The 17,629-nt window shown below is 71.0% G+C and carries 12 protein-coding genes and 1 pseudogene; 7 read left to right on the top strand and 6 right to left on the bottom strand.

Annotated elements, in window-relative coordinates; genetic code table 11:
* The first annotated feature begins 26 nt into the window (after window positions 1-26).
* From pabB to phoA, 4 genes are all read left to right on the top strand, one after another.
* Window positions 27-2,486, top strand: coding sequence for an aminodeoxychorismate synthase component I (gene pabB, locus ACYVF7_RS54800; protein ID WP_460355771.1), 2,460 nt, complete (start codon window positions 27-29; stop codon window positions 2,484-2,486).
* Between the two features lie 117 nt (window positions 2,487-2,603).
* Complete coding sequence (locus ACYVF7_RS54795) at window positions 2,604-5,327, top strand: helix-turn-helix transcriptional regulator (RefSeq protein WP_460355768.1); 2,724 nt, start codon at window positions 2,604-2,606, stop codon at window positions 5,325-5,327.
* Between the two features lie 838 nt (window positions 5,328-6,165).
* A complete protein-coding gene (locus ACYVF7_RS54790; protein WP_460355765.1) occupies window positions 6,166-7,452 on the top strand; it encodes a serine/threonine-protein kinase in 1,287 nt (428 codons plus the stop codon).
* Between the two features lie 420 nt (window positions 7,453-7,872).
* Window positions 7,873-9,231, top strand: coding sequence for an alkaline phosphatase (gene phoA, locus ACYVF7_RS54785; protein ID WP_460355762.1), 1,359 nt, complete (start codon window positions 7,873-7,875; stop codon window positions 9,229-9,231).
* 31 nt (window positions 9,232-9,262) lie between these two features.
* On the opposite strand, the gene ACYVF7_RS54780 is transcribed toward phoA, so the two are convergent.
* The gene (locus tag ACYVF7_RS54780) at window positions 9,263-10,135 is read right to left on the bottom strand and encodes a mechanosensitive ion channel family protein (RefSeq protein WP_460355760.1); all 873 of its coding nucleotides are present in this window, start codon (window positions 10,133-10,135) and stop codon (window positions 9,263-9,265) included.
* 93 nt (window positions 10,136-10,228) lie between these two features.
* On the opposite strand from ACYVF7_RS54780, the pseudogene ACYVF7_RS54775 reads away from it, so the two are divergent.
* The 3 genes and pseudogenes from ACYVF7_RS54775 to ACYVF7_RS54765 form a co-directional block, all read left to right on the top strand.
* Window positions 10,229-11,311 (top strand): annotated as a pseudogene (locus ACYVF7_RS54775) (RNA-guided endonuclease InsQ/TnpB family protein); the annotation flags it as partial.
* Window positions 11,312-11,714: 403 nt separating this feature from the next.
* On the top strand, window positions 11,715-12,974 hold the full coding sequence (locus tag ACYVF7_RS54770; protein WP_460355757.1) for a cytochrome P450: 1,260 nt from the start codon (window positions 11,715-11,717) through the stop codon (window positions 12,972-12,974).
* 23 nt (window positions 12,975-12,997) lie between these two features.
* Window positions 12,998-14,308 carry a GH39 family glycosyl hydrolase gene (locus ACYVF7_RS54765; RefSeq protein WP_460355755.1) on the top strand — a complete coding sequence of 437 codons (1,311 nt, stop codon included), beginning with the start codon at window positions 12,998-13,000 and terminating at the stop codon, window positions 14,306-14,308.
* Window positions 14,309-14,338: 30 nt separating this feature from the next.
* Here the strand turns inward: ACYVF7_RS54765 and ACYVF7_RS54760 are convergent, their stop codons facing one another.
* From ACYVF7_RS54760 to ACYVF7_RS54740, 5 genes are all read right to left on the bottom strand, one after another.
* Window positions 14,339-14,875, bottom strand: coding sequence for a hypothetical protein (locus ACYVF7_RS54760; RefSeq protein WP_460355753.1), 537 nt, complete (start codon window positions 14,873-14,875; stop codon window positions 14,339-14,341).
* Window positions 14,876-15,068: 193 nt separating this feature from the next.
* Window positions 15,069-15,512 (bottom strand): hypothetical protein, encoded by a 444-nt coding sequence (locus ACYVF7_RS54755; RefSeq protein WP_460355751.1) that lies wholly within the window; start codon window positions 15,510-15,512, stop codon window positions 15,069-15,071.
* 312 nt (window positions 15,513-15,824) lie between these two features.
* Window positions 15,825-16,181 carry a hypothetical protein gene (locus tag ACYVF7_RS54750; protein ID WP_460355750.1) on the bottom strand — a complete coding sequence of 119 codons (357 nt, stop codon included), beginning with the start codon at window positions 16,179-16,181 and terminating at the stop codon, window positions 15,825-15,827.
* A 43-nt stretch (window positions 16,182-16,224) separates the two neighbouring features.
* Window positions 16,225-16,779, bottom strand: a complete 555-nt coding sequence (locus tag ACYVF7_RS54745) for a hypothetical protein (protein WP_460355747.1) — start codon at window positions 16,777-16,779, stop codon at window positions 16,225-16,227.
* A 156-nt stretch (window positions 16,780-16,935) separates the two neighbouring features.
* Window positions 16,936-17,364 (bottom strand): hypothetical protein, encoded by a 429-nt coding sequence (locus tag ACYVF7_RS54740; protein WP_460355746.1) that lies wholly within the window; start codon window positions 17,362-17,364, stop codon window positions 16,936-16,938.
* Window positions 17,365-17,629: the final 265 nt, after the last annotated feature.

Here is a 17,629-nt window from a genome sequence, read left to right as displayed (position 1 = left end):
GACTGAACGGGGGCTCCGGAGTCTCGATGCGAACACTGCTGATCGATAATTTCGACTCCTTCACCTACAACCTCTTCCACCTGCTGGCCGAGGTGAACGGACGGCCGCCGGTGGTCGTGCACAACGACGTCGACTGGTCGACGCTGGACTCCAGCGACTTCGACAACGTCGTCATCTCACCCGGTCCCGGGCGTCCGGACCGTGAGCGGGACTTCGGGGTGTGCGCCCGCGCGATCCGTGAGTGGGACCTGCCCCTGCTCGGCGTGTGCCTCGGCCATCAGGGGATCTGCGAACTGCTCGGCGGCACGGTCGAGCACGCTCCGGAGCCCGTGCACGGCCGGCCGTCCGCGATTCACCACACCGGGCGGGACGTGTTCGCCGGGATCCCCTCGCCGTTCACGGCCGTGCGATACCACTCGCTGGCCGTGACCTCGCTGCCGGAGGAGTTCGAGCGCGTCGCCTGGACGGCCGACGGCGTGCTCATGGGGGTACGCCACCGGACGCGGCCGCTGTGGGGCGTGCAGTTCCACCCGGAGTCGATCGGCACCGAGTACGGCCGCCAACTGCTCGCCAACTTCCGCGACCTCAGCGGCCCTCCCCGGACCGGGCCGGGTTCCCGGCCGGCCCCGGCGGATGCTGCCGCGCCCCGGCCGGAGCCGGTTCCGGGGGATGCCGCGTCCAGGTCGGAGTCCGTTCCGGTGGACGCTGCCATGCCCCGCCCGGAGCCGGTCCCGGTGGACGCTGCCGCGGCTCGGTCGGAGTCGGTTCCAATGGATGCCGCTGTGTCCGGGTCCGAGTCCGTTCCGGGGAGTGCCGCCGTTCCTCGGCCTGAGGCGGTGGTTCCGATGGACGCCGCCGAGCCCCGGTCTGCCTCGCCGTACCGGCTCGAGGTGCGGCGGCTCGACCGGGCGCCCGATCCGGAGACGGCCTACCGTGAGCTGTTCGCCGGCCGGCCGCGGAGTTTCTGGCTGGACGGTGCAGCCGGAGCCGGCGTCGGGTCCCGCTTCTCGATCTTGGGCGACGGCACCGGGCCGCTCGCGGAGTTCGTCACGTACCGGACGCGTGAGCGCACCGTACGCGTGCACCGCCCGGATCGGCCGGTCGAGCACGTCCCCGGGCCGTTCCTCGACTACCTCGACGCCCGGCTCCGGGAGCGCGCCCTGCCTCCGGACGAGCGCCTGCCGTTCGACTTCGCCCTCGGCTACGTCGGCTATCTCGGCTACGAGCTGAAGGCCGAGACGGGCGGCGCCGCCGTGTACGACGCTCCGACGCCCGACGCCGCGCTGCTCTTCGCCGACCGCGCCGTCGTGATCGACCACCAGGAGGACTCCTGCTTCCTGCTGTGTCTCGGTGAGGGCGGCGACGACCCGCGGGCCGCAGCGTGGCTCGACGCCACCGAGGCCCGGGTCCGCCGTCTGCTCGCCGGAGGCGTACGCCGGCCGTCCGCAGCCGACGGCGTGCCGCCCGCGTCTGATCGCGTGGCGCCCACGCCCGATCATGTGTCGCTCGCAGCCGACGGCGTGCCGCCCGCGTCTGATCGTGTGTCGCCCGTAGCCGACCTTGTACCGCCTGCAGCTGATCGCGACTCGTCCGTGGCCGACCGCCTGCCATCCGCGTCGGACCGGGCGCGGCCCGCGCCGGCCGTGCCGTACGTGCTGCGGCATGGTGAGGAGGCCTATCTCAAGCGGATCGCCGAGTGTCACCAGGAGATCCGCGACGGTGAGTCGTACGAGATCTGCCTGACCAACATGGCCGTCACGCGGGCGGCCGTCGATCCGCTGCGGACGTACGGGTTCCTGCGCCGGATCAGCCCCGTGCCGTACGGCGCGCTGCTGGACTTCCCGGGCGTCGCGGTGCTCAGTGCCTCGCCGGAGCGCTTCCTGACCGTCGGCGCCGACCGGGTGGTCGAGTCCAAACCGATCAAGGGCACGCGGCCGCGTGGTGCGACGCCGGAGGAGGACGCGGCGCTCCGCCGCGAACTGCGCGACAGCGCGAAGGACCGGGCGGAGAACCTGATGATCGTCGATCTGGTGCGGAACGACCTGGGCACCGTCTGCGAGGTCGGCTCGGTCCACGTCCCGCACCTGTTCGCGGTCGAGTCGTACGCCCCGGTGCACCACCTGGTGTCGACCGTCCGGGGCACGTTGCGGCCGGGTGTCTCGGCGGTGGACTGCGTACGGGCGGCCTTCCCGGGCGGGTCGATGACCGGGGCGCCGAAGCTGCGCACCATGGAGATCATCGATCGGCTGGAGGAGGGGCCGCGCGGCGTGTACTCCGGGGTGCTGGGCTGGTTCTCCCTCAACGGCGCCGCGGACCTGGGCATGGTCATCCGTACGATCGTGATCACGCCCGAGGCGGTCGGCTTCGGAGCGGGCGGTGCGATCGTCGCGGCGTCCGACCCCGCCGCGGAGTTCGAAGAGACGCTGGTGAAGTCGCGGGCGATGGCCGCCGCGCTCGGCTTGAGTATCGCCGTGGGTTCCGATTGAGTCATCGCGATCAGTTGTATGAGGCGAAATCCCACCATTTCCTATGACTGATCGTTAAGATCACAGCAACGACCGTGACCTTTGAGTCCATGGGCGCACCACTGCCGGGAGAGGTCGATGCTGTACGGACGTTCGGGCGAGCAGCGGGAGATCTCGCGGCTCTTGGACTCGGCCCGATCCGGCCGAAGCGGGGCGCTGGTCCTGCGCGGCGCGGCGGGCATCGGCAAGTCGGTCCTGTTGACGCAGGCCGCCGCCGAGGCGACCCGGATGCGGGTGCTCCAGGTACGGGCGGTCGAGTCGGAGAGCGAGCTCCCGTTCGCCGCCCTGCAGCTCCTCCTGCGGCCCGTGCTCGACCGCGTGGACCGGCTGCCGCCCACGCAGGCCGAGGCGCTGCGCAGCGCGTTCGGGCTCGGCGAGGCGTCGGTCCGCGACCGGTTCCTCATCGGCTTCGCGGTGCTGACCCTGCTGTCCGACCTCGGCGAGGACCGTCCCGTTCTCTGCCTGATCGACGACGCGCAGTGGCTCGACGGCGCCTCGACCGACGCGCTGACGTTCGCCGCACGGCGTCTGGAGGCCGACGCCGTCGCGATGATCTTCGCCGTACGGGACGACGCGCCCGCGCTGACCGGCACCGACATCCCGGAGCTGCGGCTCGGCCGGCTCACCCCGCAGGCGGCCGAGGACCTGCTCGCGCAGTACGCCGGGGACCTGGGCCCGCAGGTCCGCCACCGCATTCTCCAGGAGGCCGCCGGCAACCCGCTCGCGCTCATCGAACTGCCGAACATGCTCACCCCCGACCAGCGATCCGGCCGGCTGGGACCCCTCGCGGTCGCGGTCGACGGGGCGCCCCCGTCGAACCGGGTGGAGGAGGCGTTCCAGCGGCAGATCAACGGCTTCCCCGAGGCGGCGCGGGACATGCTGCTCGTCGCCGCCGCGGACGACACCGGAGACGTCGCGGTGGTACTGGGCGCGGCCGAGCGGCTCGGCGCCACCCCCGCCGACCTCGAGGCGGTGGAGCGGGCCGGCCTGCTCCACGTGTCGACGACCACGGTGGCGTTCCGGCACCCGCTGATCCGGGCGGCGGCGTACCAGTGCGCGCCGTACGCCCGGCGGGTCGCCGCGCACCGGGCGATCGCCGCCGTCCTGGATCGGGCCGAGGACGCCGACCGGCGGGCGTGGCATCTGGCCGCCGCCGCGACCAGGCCGGACGACCAGGTCGCCGACGAGCTGGAGAGCGTCGCCCGCCGGGCGCAGAAGCGCCAGGGCGCGGCGGTGGCGTCGGCGGCGTACGAACGCGCCGCGGAGCTCACCTCGGACCCTCGCCGCGCGGCCTGCCGGCTGTCCGCCGCCGCCGAGCTCGCGGTCCAGGCCGGGCAGTTCGGCCGGGCGACGGCCCTGGCCGACCAAGCCCTGCCGTTCGCCGACGACCCGAGGCCCCGCGCACGCATCGACCGCGTTCGCGCCTCGGTCGAATTCGAGCGGGGCTCTTTGGGGTGCGCCGGGCGCATCATGGTCGAGGGAGCCCGGCGGCTCGCGACCTTCGACGCGACGGGCGCCGCCCACATGCTTCATCAGGCCGGCCGGAACGCGTCGTTCGCCGGCGACGGCGAACTCGCCCAAGCCGTCGTCGACGTCCTACGGGAGATCGGCGAGGACAAGGTCGCGCGCGGCATGAGCAGCGTGGCGGCGCTGCTGGCGGACGAGGTCGTCGACGACCTCGACCCGGTCCGGGACGCGGTCGCGACCCTGCGCGCGGCGCCCGACGACGACATGGACCAGCGCCTGCTCGCCGTGTCCCTGAGCCTCATGGCGGGCGATGAGGTGAGCGCCGTCGAGCTGGCGGCCGCGGCCGTCACCCACTGCCGCGAGCACGGCCTGATCGGGGTACTGCCCCAGGCGCTCGCACTGCTCGCCCAGTCCCACATGCTGCGCAGCCGCCTCGACGAGGCCGCCTCGGCCGCCGCCGAGGCGCTGGACGTCGCGCGCGACATCGGGCAGGCCCACCGTGTCGAGTACCTCGGCGGGGTCGTGGCCTGGCTGGCGGCGATCAAGGGTGACGACGAGCTCTGCGACCGGCTGGTCCGGGCCGCCGACGGGGCGGGCGAGGCCGGCCGGGTGATGGCGGGATGGGCGTCGGGCCTGCTGCACCTCGGCCGCCGCCGCACGTCGCCGGCCCTCGAACGGCTCGCCCCGATCTGGACCGGAGGCCGCCGGCACCAGACCGTCGCGCTGTACGCCGCCCCCGAGGTGATCGAGGCGGCGGCCCGCGCGGGACGGCCGGATATCGCCGAGGAACCGATGTACCGGCTCGAGGGCTGGGCGACCGCGATCGGGCGACCCTGGTCTGCGGCGGTGGTGGCCCGGTGCCGGGCACTGCTCGCCCCCGACGACGAGGCCGAGCGGTACTACGCGGAGGCGGTACGCCTCTACGGGCATGAGGTGGTCCCCGACCAGCCCTTCCAGCACGCCCGAGCCGAACTCCTCTACGGGGAATGGCTCCGCCGGAAGCGGCGCCGCGCCGAGGCGCGCGAACACCTCCGCGCGGCCTTCGAGATGTTCGACCACCTCGGCGCCGCGCCGTGGGTCGAGCGCGCCCGCGCCGAGCTTCGCGCCTCCGGCGAGGATGCCGTCTCCGCGACCCCCGGCCCGGCCGGCCTGCTCAGCCCGCAGGAGAGCCAGGTCGTACGGCTGGCCGCGGCGGGCCTGTCGAACCGGGAGATCGGCGCCCAGCTGTTCCTGAGCCCTCGCACGGTCGGCAACCACCTGTACCGGGCGTTCCCCAAGCTCGGCGTCGGCTCGCGCAGCGAGCTGAGCGAACTGGACCTGAGCGCGCTCGGCTGACGCTGCGACCCGAACAGCCTCGCCACGTGAGCGTCCGGAGGTCGCGTCATCCGCGTGGCCTTGGCCGCGCGAGTGCCCGGCGGGCCGTACGCGGGGGAGCGGGGCGCCTCGGGCCCGCGCGGTATGCGCGTGGCTTCGGCCGAGCGGGCGTCAGGTGGTCGCGGTGTCCGAGGGAGCGCTGGAGCGGTCCCGTCGTCCGCGCAGCATCGGTGGCGCGAGCGCTTGGCGGCTGTTGCGAGGGGAGCCGGGGTGCGTCTGGCCGCGCGGCAGCGGACCGCGGCTGGCGCGAGGGACCGGGAGTCCCGGCCGGAATTAGGTCCTGCGGCTCAAGCGCGGCTTAGTGAGGATCACTAACGTTTACGGCGAGACATCGGGTCATTCGCATGGGGAGGTCACCGCCCCGCCCCGGCGTCCGTTTGCTCATTCGCGCGGCCTCGGCGACTCAATCGGCGCGCGTCGGTCCGCCGGAAGTTGAGTCGCCGGTACTCAGGAGCTTCCGGCATCATCGTCGCTAACGTCGTCCTCGCAAGCGCAAATCCGAGGGCGGGGTCCCCAACTCGTGCCCTCGGAACAAGTTGGACGAGAGAGATCGCCGGGCTTCCCGGCACACGTCAGGGGCGCCCCGTGCGATCGGGACGCCCCTGACGCGCGTCCGGGGAACCGCCATCGCGGGGGCATGGCGGCTCGCCGAGGCGGGCGTGGCGGCGACGACCGTCACGGACGCCGTCAGGCCGAAAACGACAGGCCGCCGGTGACCGCAGGCGACACGCCTGACGCCCCCTGTCCTACCTCGACCGGGTGATTCATGGCGGTATGTGTCTGTATCGTGGCGCGGACGATGACTATGACATTCGGCCCCAGCACGGTCCTCGGCGACCGCTATCGGCTGGTCGAGCGCATCGCCGTCGGTGGGCAGGGCGAGGTCTGGCGCGCCGAGGACACCGCACTCGGTCGTCCGGTCGCGGTCAAGCTCCTGCGCGGCGAGTACGCCGACAGCGCGGAGTTCCGCGACCGGTTCCGCCGCGAGGCGCAGAACGCCGCCGCCCTGTCCCACCCCGGTATCGCCCAGGTCTTCGACTATGACGAGGGCCGGGGCGACGAGCCGCCGTACCTCGTCATGGAGTACGTGGAGGGCGAGTCCCTCGCGGCGTCGATCGCCCGGGACGCGCCGATGGACCCCGACCGCGTGCTCGAGGTCCTCGGCTCGGCCGCGGCCGCCTTGGCCGTGGCGCACGCCGCCGGGATCGTGCACCGTGACGTCAAGCCCGGGAACCTCCTGGTCGGCCTTGACGGCTCCATCAAGATCACCGACTTCGGCATCGCCCGTGCCGTGGACGCCATCCCGCTGACCCGGACCGGCATGCTCATGGGCACGCCGCTGTACCTGGCACCCGAGCAGGCCGTGGGCCGGCAGGCGACGGCGGCCACCGACCTGTACGCGCTGGGCGTCATCGCGTACGAGATGCTCACCGGACGGCCTCCGTACGAGGGGCCGCCGACCGCCGTGCTGCTCGCGCATCGCGACTCGCCCCTTCCCGTCCTGCCTCCGTCCGTTCCGCCCGGTGTCCGCGACCTCGTCCTCGCACTGACGACGAAGGACCCGGAGATGCGGCCCGCCGGCGCCGTGTCCGTCGCCGACCGGGCCGCCCGGCTGCGGTCCGACCCCGGGATGACGATGGCGGGCGGAACCCGGCTGGACGGCGTCCCGATGCCGCCCGCGCCCGGGGCTGCGCCGTTCCCGGGGATGGGGCCGTCCGGCGGACCGGGGGATCCGGCCGGGCACATGCACCCCGTCGGCGGGCCGGGGCATCCGGTCGGCGGCGCGACACAGATCCTGTCCGTACCGGTGCCCGACGAGCCGGCCCGGCCCCGCCGGGCGCTTCCCTTGGCGGTCGGCGGTCTGGCGATCGCGCTGCTGGCCGGGGGAGTGGGATGGTTCGCCCGGCCGACGAGTCCGCACCGCCCGGCGACGACCCCGTCGTCCTCGGCACCGGCCGCTCCCGTGGCCTCGCACCCGTCGGCCACCGCCCGGAAGCCCGCCCCCCACCCCACGGTCAAGCACGCTCGCCCGAAACATTCCAAACGCCCCGAAACGCACCGGAAGAAGCACGGTAAGCATCACTGACCGGCACCGACGGGACGCGAGGGCGCTGATCAGCGGCCTGCTTCTCGGCTCGGCGTCTCCGGCCGGTCGCCCGCGTGGCCGCAGCCGGTGATCCGGAATCGTCCGCCGGCGTGGAAGCGGCCGAAGGCCTCGGTTCGTCCGCTGGCGTGGTTGCCGCTGGTGGCCTCGGTCCGTTCGCCGGGATGGTCGTCGTGGTCTGGATTCGTCCGCCGGCGTGGACACGGCCGGTGGCCTCGGTCCGTCCACCGGCGTGAATGCTGCCGATGATCTCGGCTGGACCGCCCCTGCGGCTGCCGGAGGATTTCGCCTGTCGTTCATCCGGCCGTCACCCCACGCGGCGTGTGCTGCCATTCCAGCCTGGTGACGTATCCCCCGCAAGCAGCGGCTTTTGCGATTTATTTGCTTAGAGGAGACCGTCACATGACCTCATCGTCGAGGCTGATCCGCCGGGGTGCCATCGCGGCGGTGGCCGTCGGTGCGCTGACCGCGGCGGCCATACCGACCTTCGCGTCCGGCGGCGACCGTACCGACGCCGTCCGTTCCGCGATCAAGGGCGGCAAGGCCCGGAACGTCATCCTGCTCATCGGTGACGGCATGGGCGACTCGGAGATCACGATCGCCCGTAACTACGCCAAGGGCGCCGCCGGGCGGCTGGCCATGGACACCCTGCCGCTGACCGGCGAGTACACCACGTACGCCGTGAGCAAGAGCGACCCGAGCAAGCCGGACTACGTCACCGACTCCGCCGCCAGCGGGACCGGCTGGGCCACCGGGCACAAGAGCTACAACGGCGCGATCTCGGTGACGCCCGACGGCAAGTCGCAGGCGACCGTCCTGGAGCTGGCCAAGAAGGCCGGGTTCCGTACCGGCGACGTCAGCACGGCGGAGCTGGGCGACGCGACCCCGGCGGTCCTTTCCGCGCACGTCGCCGACCGGTCCTGTGAGGGCCCGGCCGACATGGCCAAGTGCCCGCAGCAGGACAAGGTGAACGGCGGGCCGGGTTCGATCGCCGAGCAGCAGGTGCAGACCGGCGCCGACGTCTACTTCGGCGGCGGCAAGGCCCGCTTCGCGCAGACGGTCAAGGCCGGGTCGTTCAAGGGCAAGACCGTCCTCGACCAGGCCGCCGCCGCGGGCTACAACGTCGTCACCGACGCCGCCGGCCTTGCCGCCGCGAAGCCGGACAAGAAGGTGCTCGGGCTGTTCTCCGACGGCAACATGCCGCTGGAGTGGACCGGCCCGCTCGCCAAGGTCGGCGGCACCGACCCCGCCAAGTGCACGCCGAACGCGCAGTTCAGCGGCCCGCACCTGCGCGACCTCGCCAACAAGGCGATCGGGCTCCTCGACGCGCAGTCCAAGCACGGCAAGAACGGCTTCTTCCTGCAGATCGAGGGCGCCTCGATCGACAAGCAGGACCACGCCGCGAACCCGTGCGGCCAGATCGGGGAGAACGTCGAGTTCGACCGGGCGGTGCAGGCCTCCCTCGACTACGCCCGCAACCACCGGGACACGCTCGTCGTGGTCACCGCCGACCACGGGCACACCAGCCAGATCATCCCGGTCGACGCCCAGAGCCCCGGCCAGACGGCGACGCTGATCACCGCGGACGGCAGCCCCATGAAGATCAACTACGCGACCAACACCCCGGGCCAGTCGCAGGAGCACACCGGCACCGAGGTCCGGATCGCCGCTCAGGGCCCGCAGGCCGCGAACGTCGTCGGGGTCACCGACCAGACCGACCTGTTCGGCACGCTCACCCGAGCGCTCCGCGTACGCCACTGAGTCACGCCTGAGTCACGTCTACGAGGGCCGGTCACCGTGCGGTGGCCGGCCCTCCGCCGTGACCCTGGGCATCGCCCTCCGCGCCCGCCTGTGCCCCGGGCACGGCCTGTGCTCCGGCATCCGTTCCGGGCACGGCCTGTGCTCCGGCCTCCGCTTCGGGCACGGCCCCTGCTCCGGCCATCGCTCCGGCCACGGCCTCTGCTCCCGTCACCGCGCCGACGGCAGGACCCGGGTCGGCCGCGGCGCCCGGGGGCACCGTCGTCTCGGGTTCGGCGGCGGTCGGCGGGCCGGCGGCGGCGGAAAGGACCTGGGCGTTCGGCAGGTGATAGTCGCCGTCGTCGGCCTGGAGCCGGACGTACGTCAGGCCGATCTCCAGGACCGTGCCCTGGAACTCCCCGCCCAGGGGCCCGGACGACAGCCGTACCTCCTCGCCGACGACGAACGGCCTGGACAGCAGCAGGATGATGCCGGCGAAGAGGTTGGCGAGCGTCTGCTGGGCCGCGATCCCGACGAGTACGCCGGTCAGGGCGCCGCCGAGCACGAGCTGCCCGACGGGCAGGCCGAAGAGCTGCAGCGTGAGCACGAGAGTGGTCAGGCCGCCGATCAGGACCAGGACGAGCCGCACCATCGTGGCGTGGCTGGTGCCGATCCGGGGCAGCATGAGGTCCCGCACCCGGCCGGACAGCCCGAGCGTCGCGGAGAAGGCCAGCACGCAGAACACCACGGCACAGCCGGCCGCGGCCAGTTGCCACGGCAGCCGCTGACCGGGCGTCCGGGCCTGCTGCCGGGCGAGGATCGACCCGGCCATCGCGAGCATGGCCAGCACCGCGGCGAAGATCGAACGCCACGGCCGTGCCCGGGTCCGCACCTTGGCCATCTGCTCGGCCAGATGTAGCTCGTTCACCTAGTTCTCCGAAGGATGTCCCGGCCTTCCTGCCGGGGAGGGATTCGGACTCCGCCAGGACCGTCCCGGCGTGGCTGAGACGGACCAAAAACGGAGCGGGGCGAGAGGACCTCCTACAAGCAGACCGATGCGGCGTTGACCGCGTGGAAGAAGACCGAGGATCTGGCGTTCCTCTCGGAGGTGTCGTCGGTTCCGCTGCAGCAGACGCTGCGGCATCAGCACGCGGCGTTCGCGAACTTCTTCGCCGGCCGGGCGAAGTACCCGCGTTTCAAGACCCGCAGCTCGCGTCAGACCGCGCACTACACCCGCTCGGCGTTCCGCATGAAGAACGGCGAGCTGTACATGGCCAAGACCACCACGCCGCTGAGATTCGTGTGGTCCTTCGACCACGTCGAGGTCGCCACGCTCAACCCGACCATGGTCGTCATCTCCCGGTATCCGGACGGCCGCTGGTACGTCACGTTCGCCATCGACACCGACGCCCCCGAGCCCATGGACGAAGCCGGGCACGCCATCGGCGTCGACCTCGGCATCAAGGACTTCGCGATCACCTCGGATGGCGAACGGATCGCCAACCCCCGCCACCTTGAGCGCAAGGCCCGCAACCTCGCCCGTTACCAGCGGCGGATGGCCCGCTGCCAACGCGGCAGTATGAACCGGCGTAAGGCCAAGGCCAAGGTCGCGCGCGCCCACCGCAAGGTCCGCAACGCCCGGAACGACTTCCTGCACCGCACCAGCACCAACCTGATCCGCCGAGCCGACATCATCGTCATCGAAGACCTCGCGATCAAGAACATGGTCAAGAATCACGCGCTGGCGAGGGCGATCAGTGATGCGGGGTGGGGGGAGTTCCGCAGGCAACTGGAGTACAAGGCCGAACGCGCCGGACGCACCCTCATCGTGATCGACCGCTGGTACCCATCCTCCAAGACCTGCTCGGCCTGCGGGCACCTGCTCACCACGCTGAGTCTTTCCACCCGGCACTGGACGTGTCCGGGCTGCCGCACCCGGCACGACCGGGACATCAACGCGGCCAAGAACATCCTTGCGGCTGGTCGAGCCGTAGCCAGGGACAACCCTGGTGATGCCTGTGGAGCTGGTGTCAGACGGCAAGGGCCCTCCCTTCCGCAGTCAGCGCTGAACCAGGAAACCCGCGCCGCGAGGCGCCCGGCTTAAGCCGGATCGGCCCCAAGGCCGACGGGACTCCCCCTTCTTGAGGAGGGGGAGGAAGTCAACCACGACCACCTTCATACGAGTAGAGTCCCGCCAACCGTACCGAGCGGGGCCCGAGTCTCCCCGAACCCCCGGGATGCGACGATCGCCACGCGGTCGGCGGAGCGGCGGGGAAGCCGGCGTCCGCTTGGAAAACCTCGACTCTCCAGGTCGACTACGTCCGCGTGTATCGCTGAACCCGGCCGCCTGTATCCGGAAAAAATGGAGCAATTCCGGCGAATTCGCACAGGTAGCCGTAAGGCCGAGAAATTACAGCCCACCGGCGGTGGCGCGATCCGGCCGCCGGGCCCAAAATCTCGCTTTCGCGGGTTAGCGTCAGTGGCACGCGAACCGCGATGGGGGCCTCATGGGCGCGCGAACTCGGGCAGAAAACGATCTCGACCTCGCCGGACTGGACTTCTGGGCCCGTCCCCCCGAGGAGCGGTCGGCGGTATTCGCCCGGCTGCGGGCCCGCGACCGGCCCGTCTTCGTCACGGAACAGCGGGTGCCGTTCGTCCGCTCGGGGCGGGGTTTCTACGCGCTCGTCCGCCACGCCGACGTGGTGCACGCCAGCCGCAACGCGAAGGTGTTCAGCAGCGAGCCCGCCGCGACCTCGCCCGAGCCTCCGCCGTGGATCGTCCTGCTCTTCGGGCGGCCCATGGTCAACATGGACGATCCGCGGCACGCCCGGCTCCGGCGGATCGTCTCCCGCGCCTTCACCCCACGTCGGCTGGAACGCATCGACGAGCACATCGCCGCGACGGCCACGGCGATCGTCGACGACGTCCTCGAGCATGGCTCGGGCGACTTCGTGGCCGACGTGGCCGCCCGCCTGCCGATCCGGGTGATCAGCGCGATGATGGGCATCCCCGAGCGCGACCACGCGAAGGTCGCCGCCTGCGTGGACGCCATGACGGAGTACTCCGGGGTCCGGGGCGACGTCGTACGGCTCCGTACGCTCCGCCTCCTCGCGGGCAACCTCAAGGCCATCCTCGTCCTGCACCGCCTGGTCGCGCGCCTGGGCCGGGAGCGCCGCCGCAGGCCGGCCGACGACCTGGTGTCGGCGCTCGTGAACGCGGACGTCGACGGCGAGCGGCTGTCGCTGCGCGAGCTGGGCGCGTTCTTCGACCTGCTGCTCGTCGCCGGGAACGAGACGACCCGGAACGCCCTCGCGCACGGGCTGAAACTGTTCACCGACCACCCGGATCAGCGGGCGCTGCTCCTGGCGGACTTCGACGGCCGGATCGGCGGGGCGATCGAGGAGATCGTCCGGTACGTCACGCCGATCATTCAGTTCCGGCGCACGCTGACCTGCGACTACGAGATGAACGGCCAGTCCTACCGCAGAGGCGACAAGGTGGTGCTGTTCTACCTGTCGGCCAATCGCGACGAGGACGTGTTCGCGGAGCCGGACGTCTTCGACATCCGCCGTGATCCCAACCCGCACGTCGGGTTCGGCGGCCCGGGACCGCACCTCTGCCTGGGGGCCAATCTCGCCCGGCGGGAGCTCACCGCGATGTTCCGGGAGCTCTTCACCCGCGTGCCCGGCATCAGGGCGACAGGCGAGCCGGAGCCGCTGCTCTCTGGCTTCGACAACGGCATCAAGCGGCTGCCGTACAAGATCTGAGGCGAATCGTCGTGGTCCTTCGCATGCGCCCACCCATGCTGATCCTCTGCGTCACCGTCGCCGCGGCGTTGATCGCGACCCTCGGCTTCGCCGTACGGCGCGTGGCGTCCTCGAACGACCGGCCCGAGGAGCGACCGGTCGGGGTCGTCGGGGCGCGCGGGGTGGCGGACTGGCCGGCCTGGGGATTCACGCACACGGACTACAGCGCCGACACGGGACCGGCCAGCGGCACCGCCGCGACCGCGATCGCGCGGCAGCCCGTCCTGCAGAACCAGCACATCATGGGGTGGGGAGCGGGCAACCCGGAGCCGTCCCCCGGCGTCTTCGACTTCCGCTCGCTCGACCAGCGGATCGCCTACATCCGGAAGACCCGCGGCGTTCCGGTCATCACCCTGTGCTGCGCGCCCGACTGGATGAAGGGCGGCCGGCCGGGCGCGACGGACTGGAGCAAACTGGAGGTCGCCCCGACGCCCGACCACTACCGCGACTACGCCGCGCTGGCCGCCGCGGTCGCGCGGCGCTACCCAGACGTGCGCCACTTCCAGGTCTGGAACGAGCTCAAGGGCTTCTTCGACGCCAAGGCCGACCGCTGGAGGTACGAGGACTTCACCGCCTTCTACAACGCGGTCTACGACGCCGTTAAGGCGGTCGACCCGCGCATCCAGGTCGGTGGTCCGTACCTCCCGATGTACAGCTTCGTCCAAGGCCATCAGTCGTCGGTACGCGGCCCGTGGGGGAGCGTCGACCAGCGCGTCATCGACGCCGTCGACTACTGGCTGGCGCACAAGCACGGCGCCGACTTCGTCGCGGTGGACGGGCCGACGGCCAGCGACGACCGCGACGTGTACCCGGACGAGGTGACCGCGCTGGGCAAGCTCGGCGCCATCGACGACTGGCTGCGGTCGAAGACGACGCTGCCGATCTGGTGGAGCGAGTACTACGTCGAGCCGCAGAGCCTTCCGTGGGCCGAGAACAAGCGCATCGCCATCAACGCGGCGGCGCTCATCGAGTTCGCCCGGACCGGCGTCAGCACCGTCCTGTACTGGAACAACGAGGCCCAGGACGCGCGCTGCCAGGGCTGTCTGTGGATCAGCACGCTGGTGAGCACGGGTGGTGCGCCGGGAGGCATGCTCACCCTCCTCCAGAACTTCGCCCGGTGGTTCCCCGCCGGTACGGAACTGCTCGACCTGCGGCCGACCGACGCGCACGTCCGGGTGCTCGCCCAGCGGCACCAGGCGGTCGTCGTCAACGTGAGCGACCGCCGGGTCCGTACGCGGGTCGGCGGAGCCGAACTCACTCTCGCTCCGTACGAGGTCCGCTGGATGTCTCAGTAGCGGCCCGGCGATCGTCGTCACGTTCCGCGCTCAGCGTCGCGCGTGCCCGAAGTGGTGGAACTGGTGGCCCCCCATCCCGCCGTGTCCGAAGCGGTGGAAGGGGCGGAACCCCATGCCACCGTGCCGGAAGTGGCGACGATGGAACGGCCGGAAGTGGTGGTGCCGGAAGTGGTGGTGCCGGAAGTGGTGGTGGCGGAAGTAGCGATGATGGTGCCGCCACCACCAAGGCCGGTGATAGCGGTGATGCCGCCACCACCACGGCCGGTGATAACGATGATGGCGCCACCACCTGCGGTGATGACGGCGGAAGTGGCGGTGCCGGAAGCGGTAGTGGCGCCTGATGTGACGCCTGATGTGGCGCCTGATGTGGCGCCGGCGGTGATGATCGCTCGCTACCAGGGTGCTCCCGGCAGCGGTCTGAGCCGGGCCGCTCGTCAGGCCACCCGGAGCGCTGGTGACGCCGGCTCGGGCGGGCACCGGCTGGGCCTCCGCGGGTGTTCCCGCGAACAGTACGCCTGCGGTCGCCGCGCTCACCAGGGCGAGGGCGGCGCTCTTCTTCGTCAGCACATCGAACTCCTTCCACGGAACGGGCCCTTCGGGGCCTGGTCGCGAATAAGGGTCGGAGTGGGAAGGGGCGCCGGAGTGGCCACTCCGGCGCCCCGTGCGGTGAACTGTCATCCCGTGCGGCTCAGGTGACGGCTATCCCGATGCCGACAGTCGCCGTCGCTAGCAGTTCGGCGACGTATCGGGCTGCTGTTGGTCAGTCGATGAACGCCCGGGCGTCACCGGCGCTGGCGAACACGTCGTCGCCGCGGATGATGGCCCGGGTACCGTCCCGCCGGCCGCCGTCGAAGAACCGGCCGCCGCCGAGGAAGCCGTCGCCGTCCCCGTCGCGGAACCGGTTGGTGCGGAAGCAGCAGTCCCGGTCGCCGTCGAAGAAGCGGTGGCGGCGGAAGCGGAAGCGGAAACCATCGTTGCGGGCGACCGCGATGTTGTTGTTGCGGTTGTGGACGCGGACCCGGACGATGATCCGGTTTCTGTTCACGTTGACGTTCCTGTTGTGGTTGTGGGAGCCCACACGGACGTGGTGGCGGTGCCCGTGCCACATGGGAACCTGGGCGGACGCGGGCGAACCCGTGAGCAGGAGGCCGGCCGCGGTGGCAGCGACGACGAGACCGCCGGCGGCGCTTGTCTTCTTAAGCACGTCAACTCCTTGTTGCCGGAAATGGCTCGATGGCCATCAGCGCCCGTTTTGAGCGCCATAGGCGTACTTTCCCGACAATGCTGTTGACATGGCAATCGAGCAGTAAGGTGCTTATAAAACGACGAAACCCCAGGGCAGGAGTAATCACTCCTGCCCTGGGGCTGGTCATTCTGTCGGCGACTCTTTACCTAGTGGCTAATGCCATGGTTTGTCCGAAAAGGCCGCTTATTGTGTTCAAAGGATTCGGGCGTTCACCGCACGCCATCGGTCCGAGTCGTCGACGTGGCCGCGTCGCTGGACGTCGGCGTCAGCTCATACGCCGGGCGCGCCAGGGGCCCCAGGACGCTCGGGCGGGTCGATCTGGAACTGCCGCTGGCGCTGGTCCTCGCGCTGCCGCTGGTTCTCGCGCTGGGCCTGGGCCTGGTCGTTCCGGGCGATGGCGATGTTGTTGTTGCGGTTGCGGATCCGGATGCGGATGCGGTTGAACAGCTCGTTCTCATTCGCGTTGAAGTTGCTGTGCCGGTGGAAGGCCGCGAACCGGTGCGAGTGGCCCCAGCCACCCCAGCCGCCGCCCCAGGTGGGCGTGGCGGACGCCGGCGAGCCGCTGAGGAGCACGCCCGCAGCCGCGGCGATCACGAGACCGCCCAGCGTGTACGTCTTCTTCGACATCTCAATCTCCTGTCAGTGCTGAATCGGATGGTGTGGCAGGTGGTCAGGGCGTCTGCGACGAACCGAACCCGGAGTCCTGATCGGAGCTCGCGCTCTGCCCTCGGAGCGGAGCGGGCCCGGGTGCCTGCTCCCGGACGGCGCTCGGTGGACCGGCCATCTGCGGACGGGCCGCCTGGACGGCCGGCGCGGTCGAGGGAGCACTCGACGTCGTAGAGGGAGCGCTCGACGTCAAGGGAGCACTCGCCGTCCCCGGGGCGCCCGGGCGGCGGGTCCTGACCACGCCTGGATCCTCGAACTCCTGCCGCTGCCGCTGCCGCTCGAGTTGCCGCTGCCGCTGCCGCTCGCGCTGCGCCTGGGCCTGTTCGTTCCGGGCGATCGCGATGTTGTTGTTGCGGTTGTAGATGAAGATCCGGATGAAGATGCGCGGACGGTTGTGGTTCAGCGCAATGTGCCGGTGACTGTGGTAGAAGCGATGAGAGCTGTGGTGATGCCAGTAGCCGGCCAGGTCGGGCTGGGCGTTCGCCGGCGAACCCGTTAGCAAGACGCCGGCGACTGCGGACGCCACCAAGCCGAGAGAGGCGCTTTTCATTTTCAGCACGCCGATCTCCTTTCGTCGTCTGGGAGAAGGGCGCCGGAGCAGTCGTGCCCGGCGCCCATTCCGGACCGGACGGGTAGGCGGCCGTCACTGCGTGGCTCGTCGAGCCATCGTCGTGTGATGCCGGCGTTCACCGCCCAGGATCAGACCCCGCTGGGCTCAGGCGCCAGGGGCGCCAGGGGCGGCCGGAGCGGCGCCGGGTGCGCCGGGCGCCCCGGGCCGTGCCCCGTTCGCGGGCGGGTCGAACTGGAACTGCCGCTGGCGCTGGAACTCACGCTGCCGCTGGTTCTCGCGCTGGGCCTGCGCCTGGTCGTTCCGCGCGATCGCGATGTTGTTGTTCCGGTTCCGGATCCGGATGCGGATGCGGTTGAACAACTCGTTCTCATTCGCGTTGAAGTTGCGGTGGTGCGACCTGAAGCGGAAGTGGTGGCTGCTCCACCAGCCGCCGCCGCCCGCAGGAGCCTGGGCGGACGCTGGCGAACTGGTGAGAATCGCAGCCGCGGCGGCGGTGATTGCCAGGCCGCTGATGGCGAACGTCTTCTTCAGCACGTCGGTCTCCTTATCTCGGAATGGCGCGATGGTCTTCACGAAACGGCGCTGCTCCCCGTGTTTCGGGTGGACGCCGTTGTTTGTAACATTCCCGCTCACTTTCTCGCGGAGCTAAGATCCGGGTAAGATGGCAATAAAGACCGAATCCAAAAAACCGGACTTAACGGTCGCTACCCCGCCTAGATCGACATCAGCCTCGAAATGCCGGAGGAAATGCCCAGGCCGAGCCCGGATCTGCTTCTGGAGTCCGCCCCGTACGGTGTGTCGCCGAGGACGGCACGCCGCCTCGGCACTAAGTTCAAGA

Source organism: Actinoallomurus acanthiterrae, from assembly GCF_054775715.1.
The sequence above is the reverse complement of the archived record's forward strand: the minus strand, read 5'-3'. Positions and strand labels throughout refer to the sequence as shown.

Coding starts and splice junctions, on each gene's coding strand:
- pabB (WP_460355771.1), top strand. CDS start 27: ATGCGAACACTGCTGATCGATAATTTCGACTCCTTCACCTACAACCTC.
- ACYVF7_RS54795 (WP_460355768.1), top strand. CDS start 2,604: ATGCTGTACGGACGTTCGGGCGAGCAGCGGGAGATCTCGCGGCTCTTG.
- ACYVF7_RS54790 (WP_460355765.1), top strand. CDS start 6,166: ATGACTATGACATTCGGCCCCAGCACGGTCCTCGGCGACCGCTATCGG.
- phoA (WP_460355762.1), top strand. CDS start 7,873: ATGACCTCATCGTCGAGGCTGATCCGCCGGGGTGCCATCGCGGCGGTG.
- ACYVF7_RS54770 (WP_460355757.1), top strand. CDS start 11,715: ATGGGCGCGCGAACTCGGGCAGAAAACGATCTCGACCTCGCCGGACTG.
- ACYVF7_RS54765 (WP_460355755.1), top strand. CDS start 12,998: ATGCGCCCACCCATGCTGATCCTCTGCGTCACCGTCGCCGCGGCGTTG.
- ACYVF7_RS54750 (WP_460355750.1), bottom strand. CDS start 16,181: ATGTCGAAGAAGACGTACACGCTGGGCGGTCTCGTGATCGCCGCGGCT.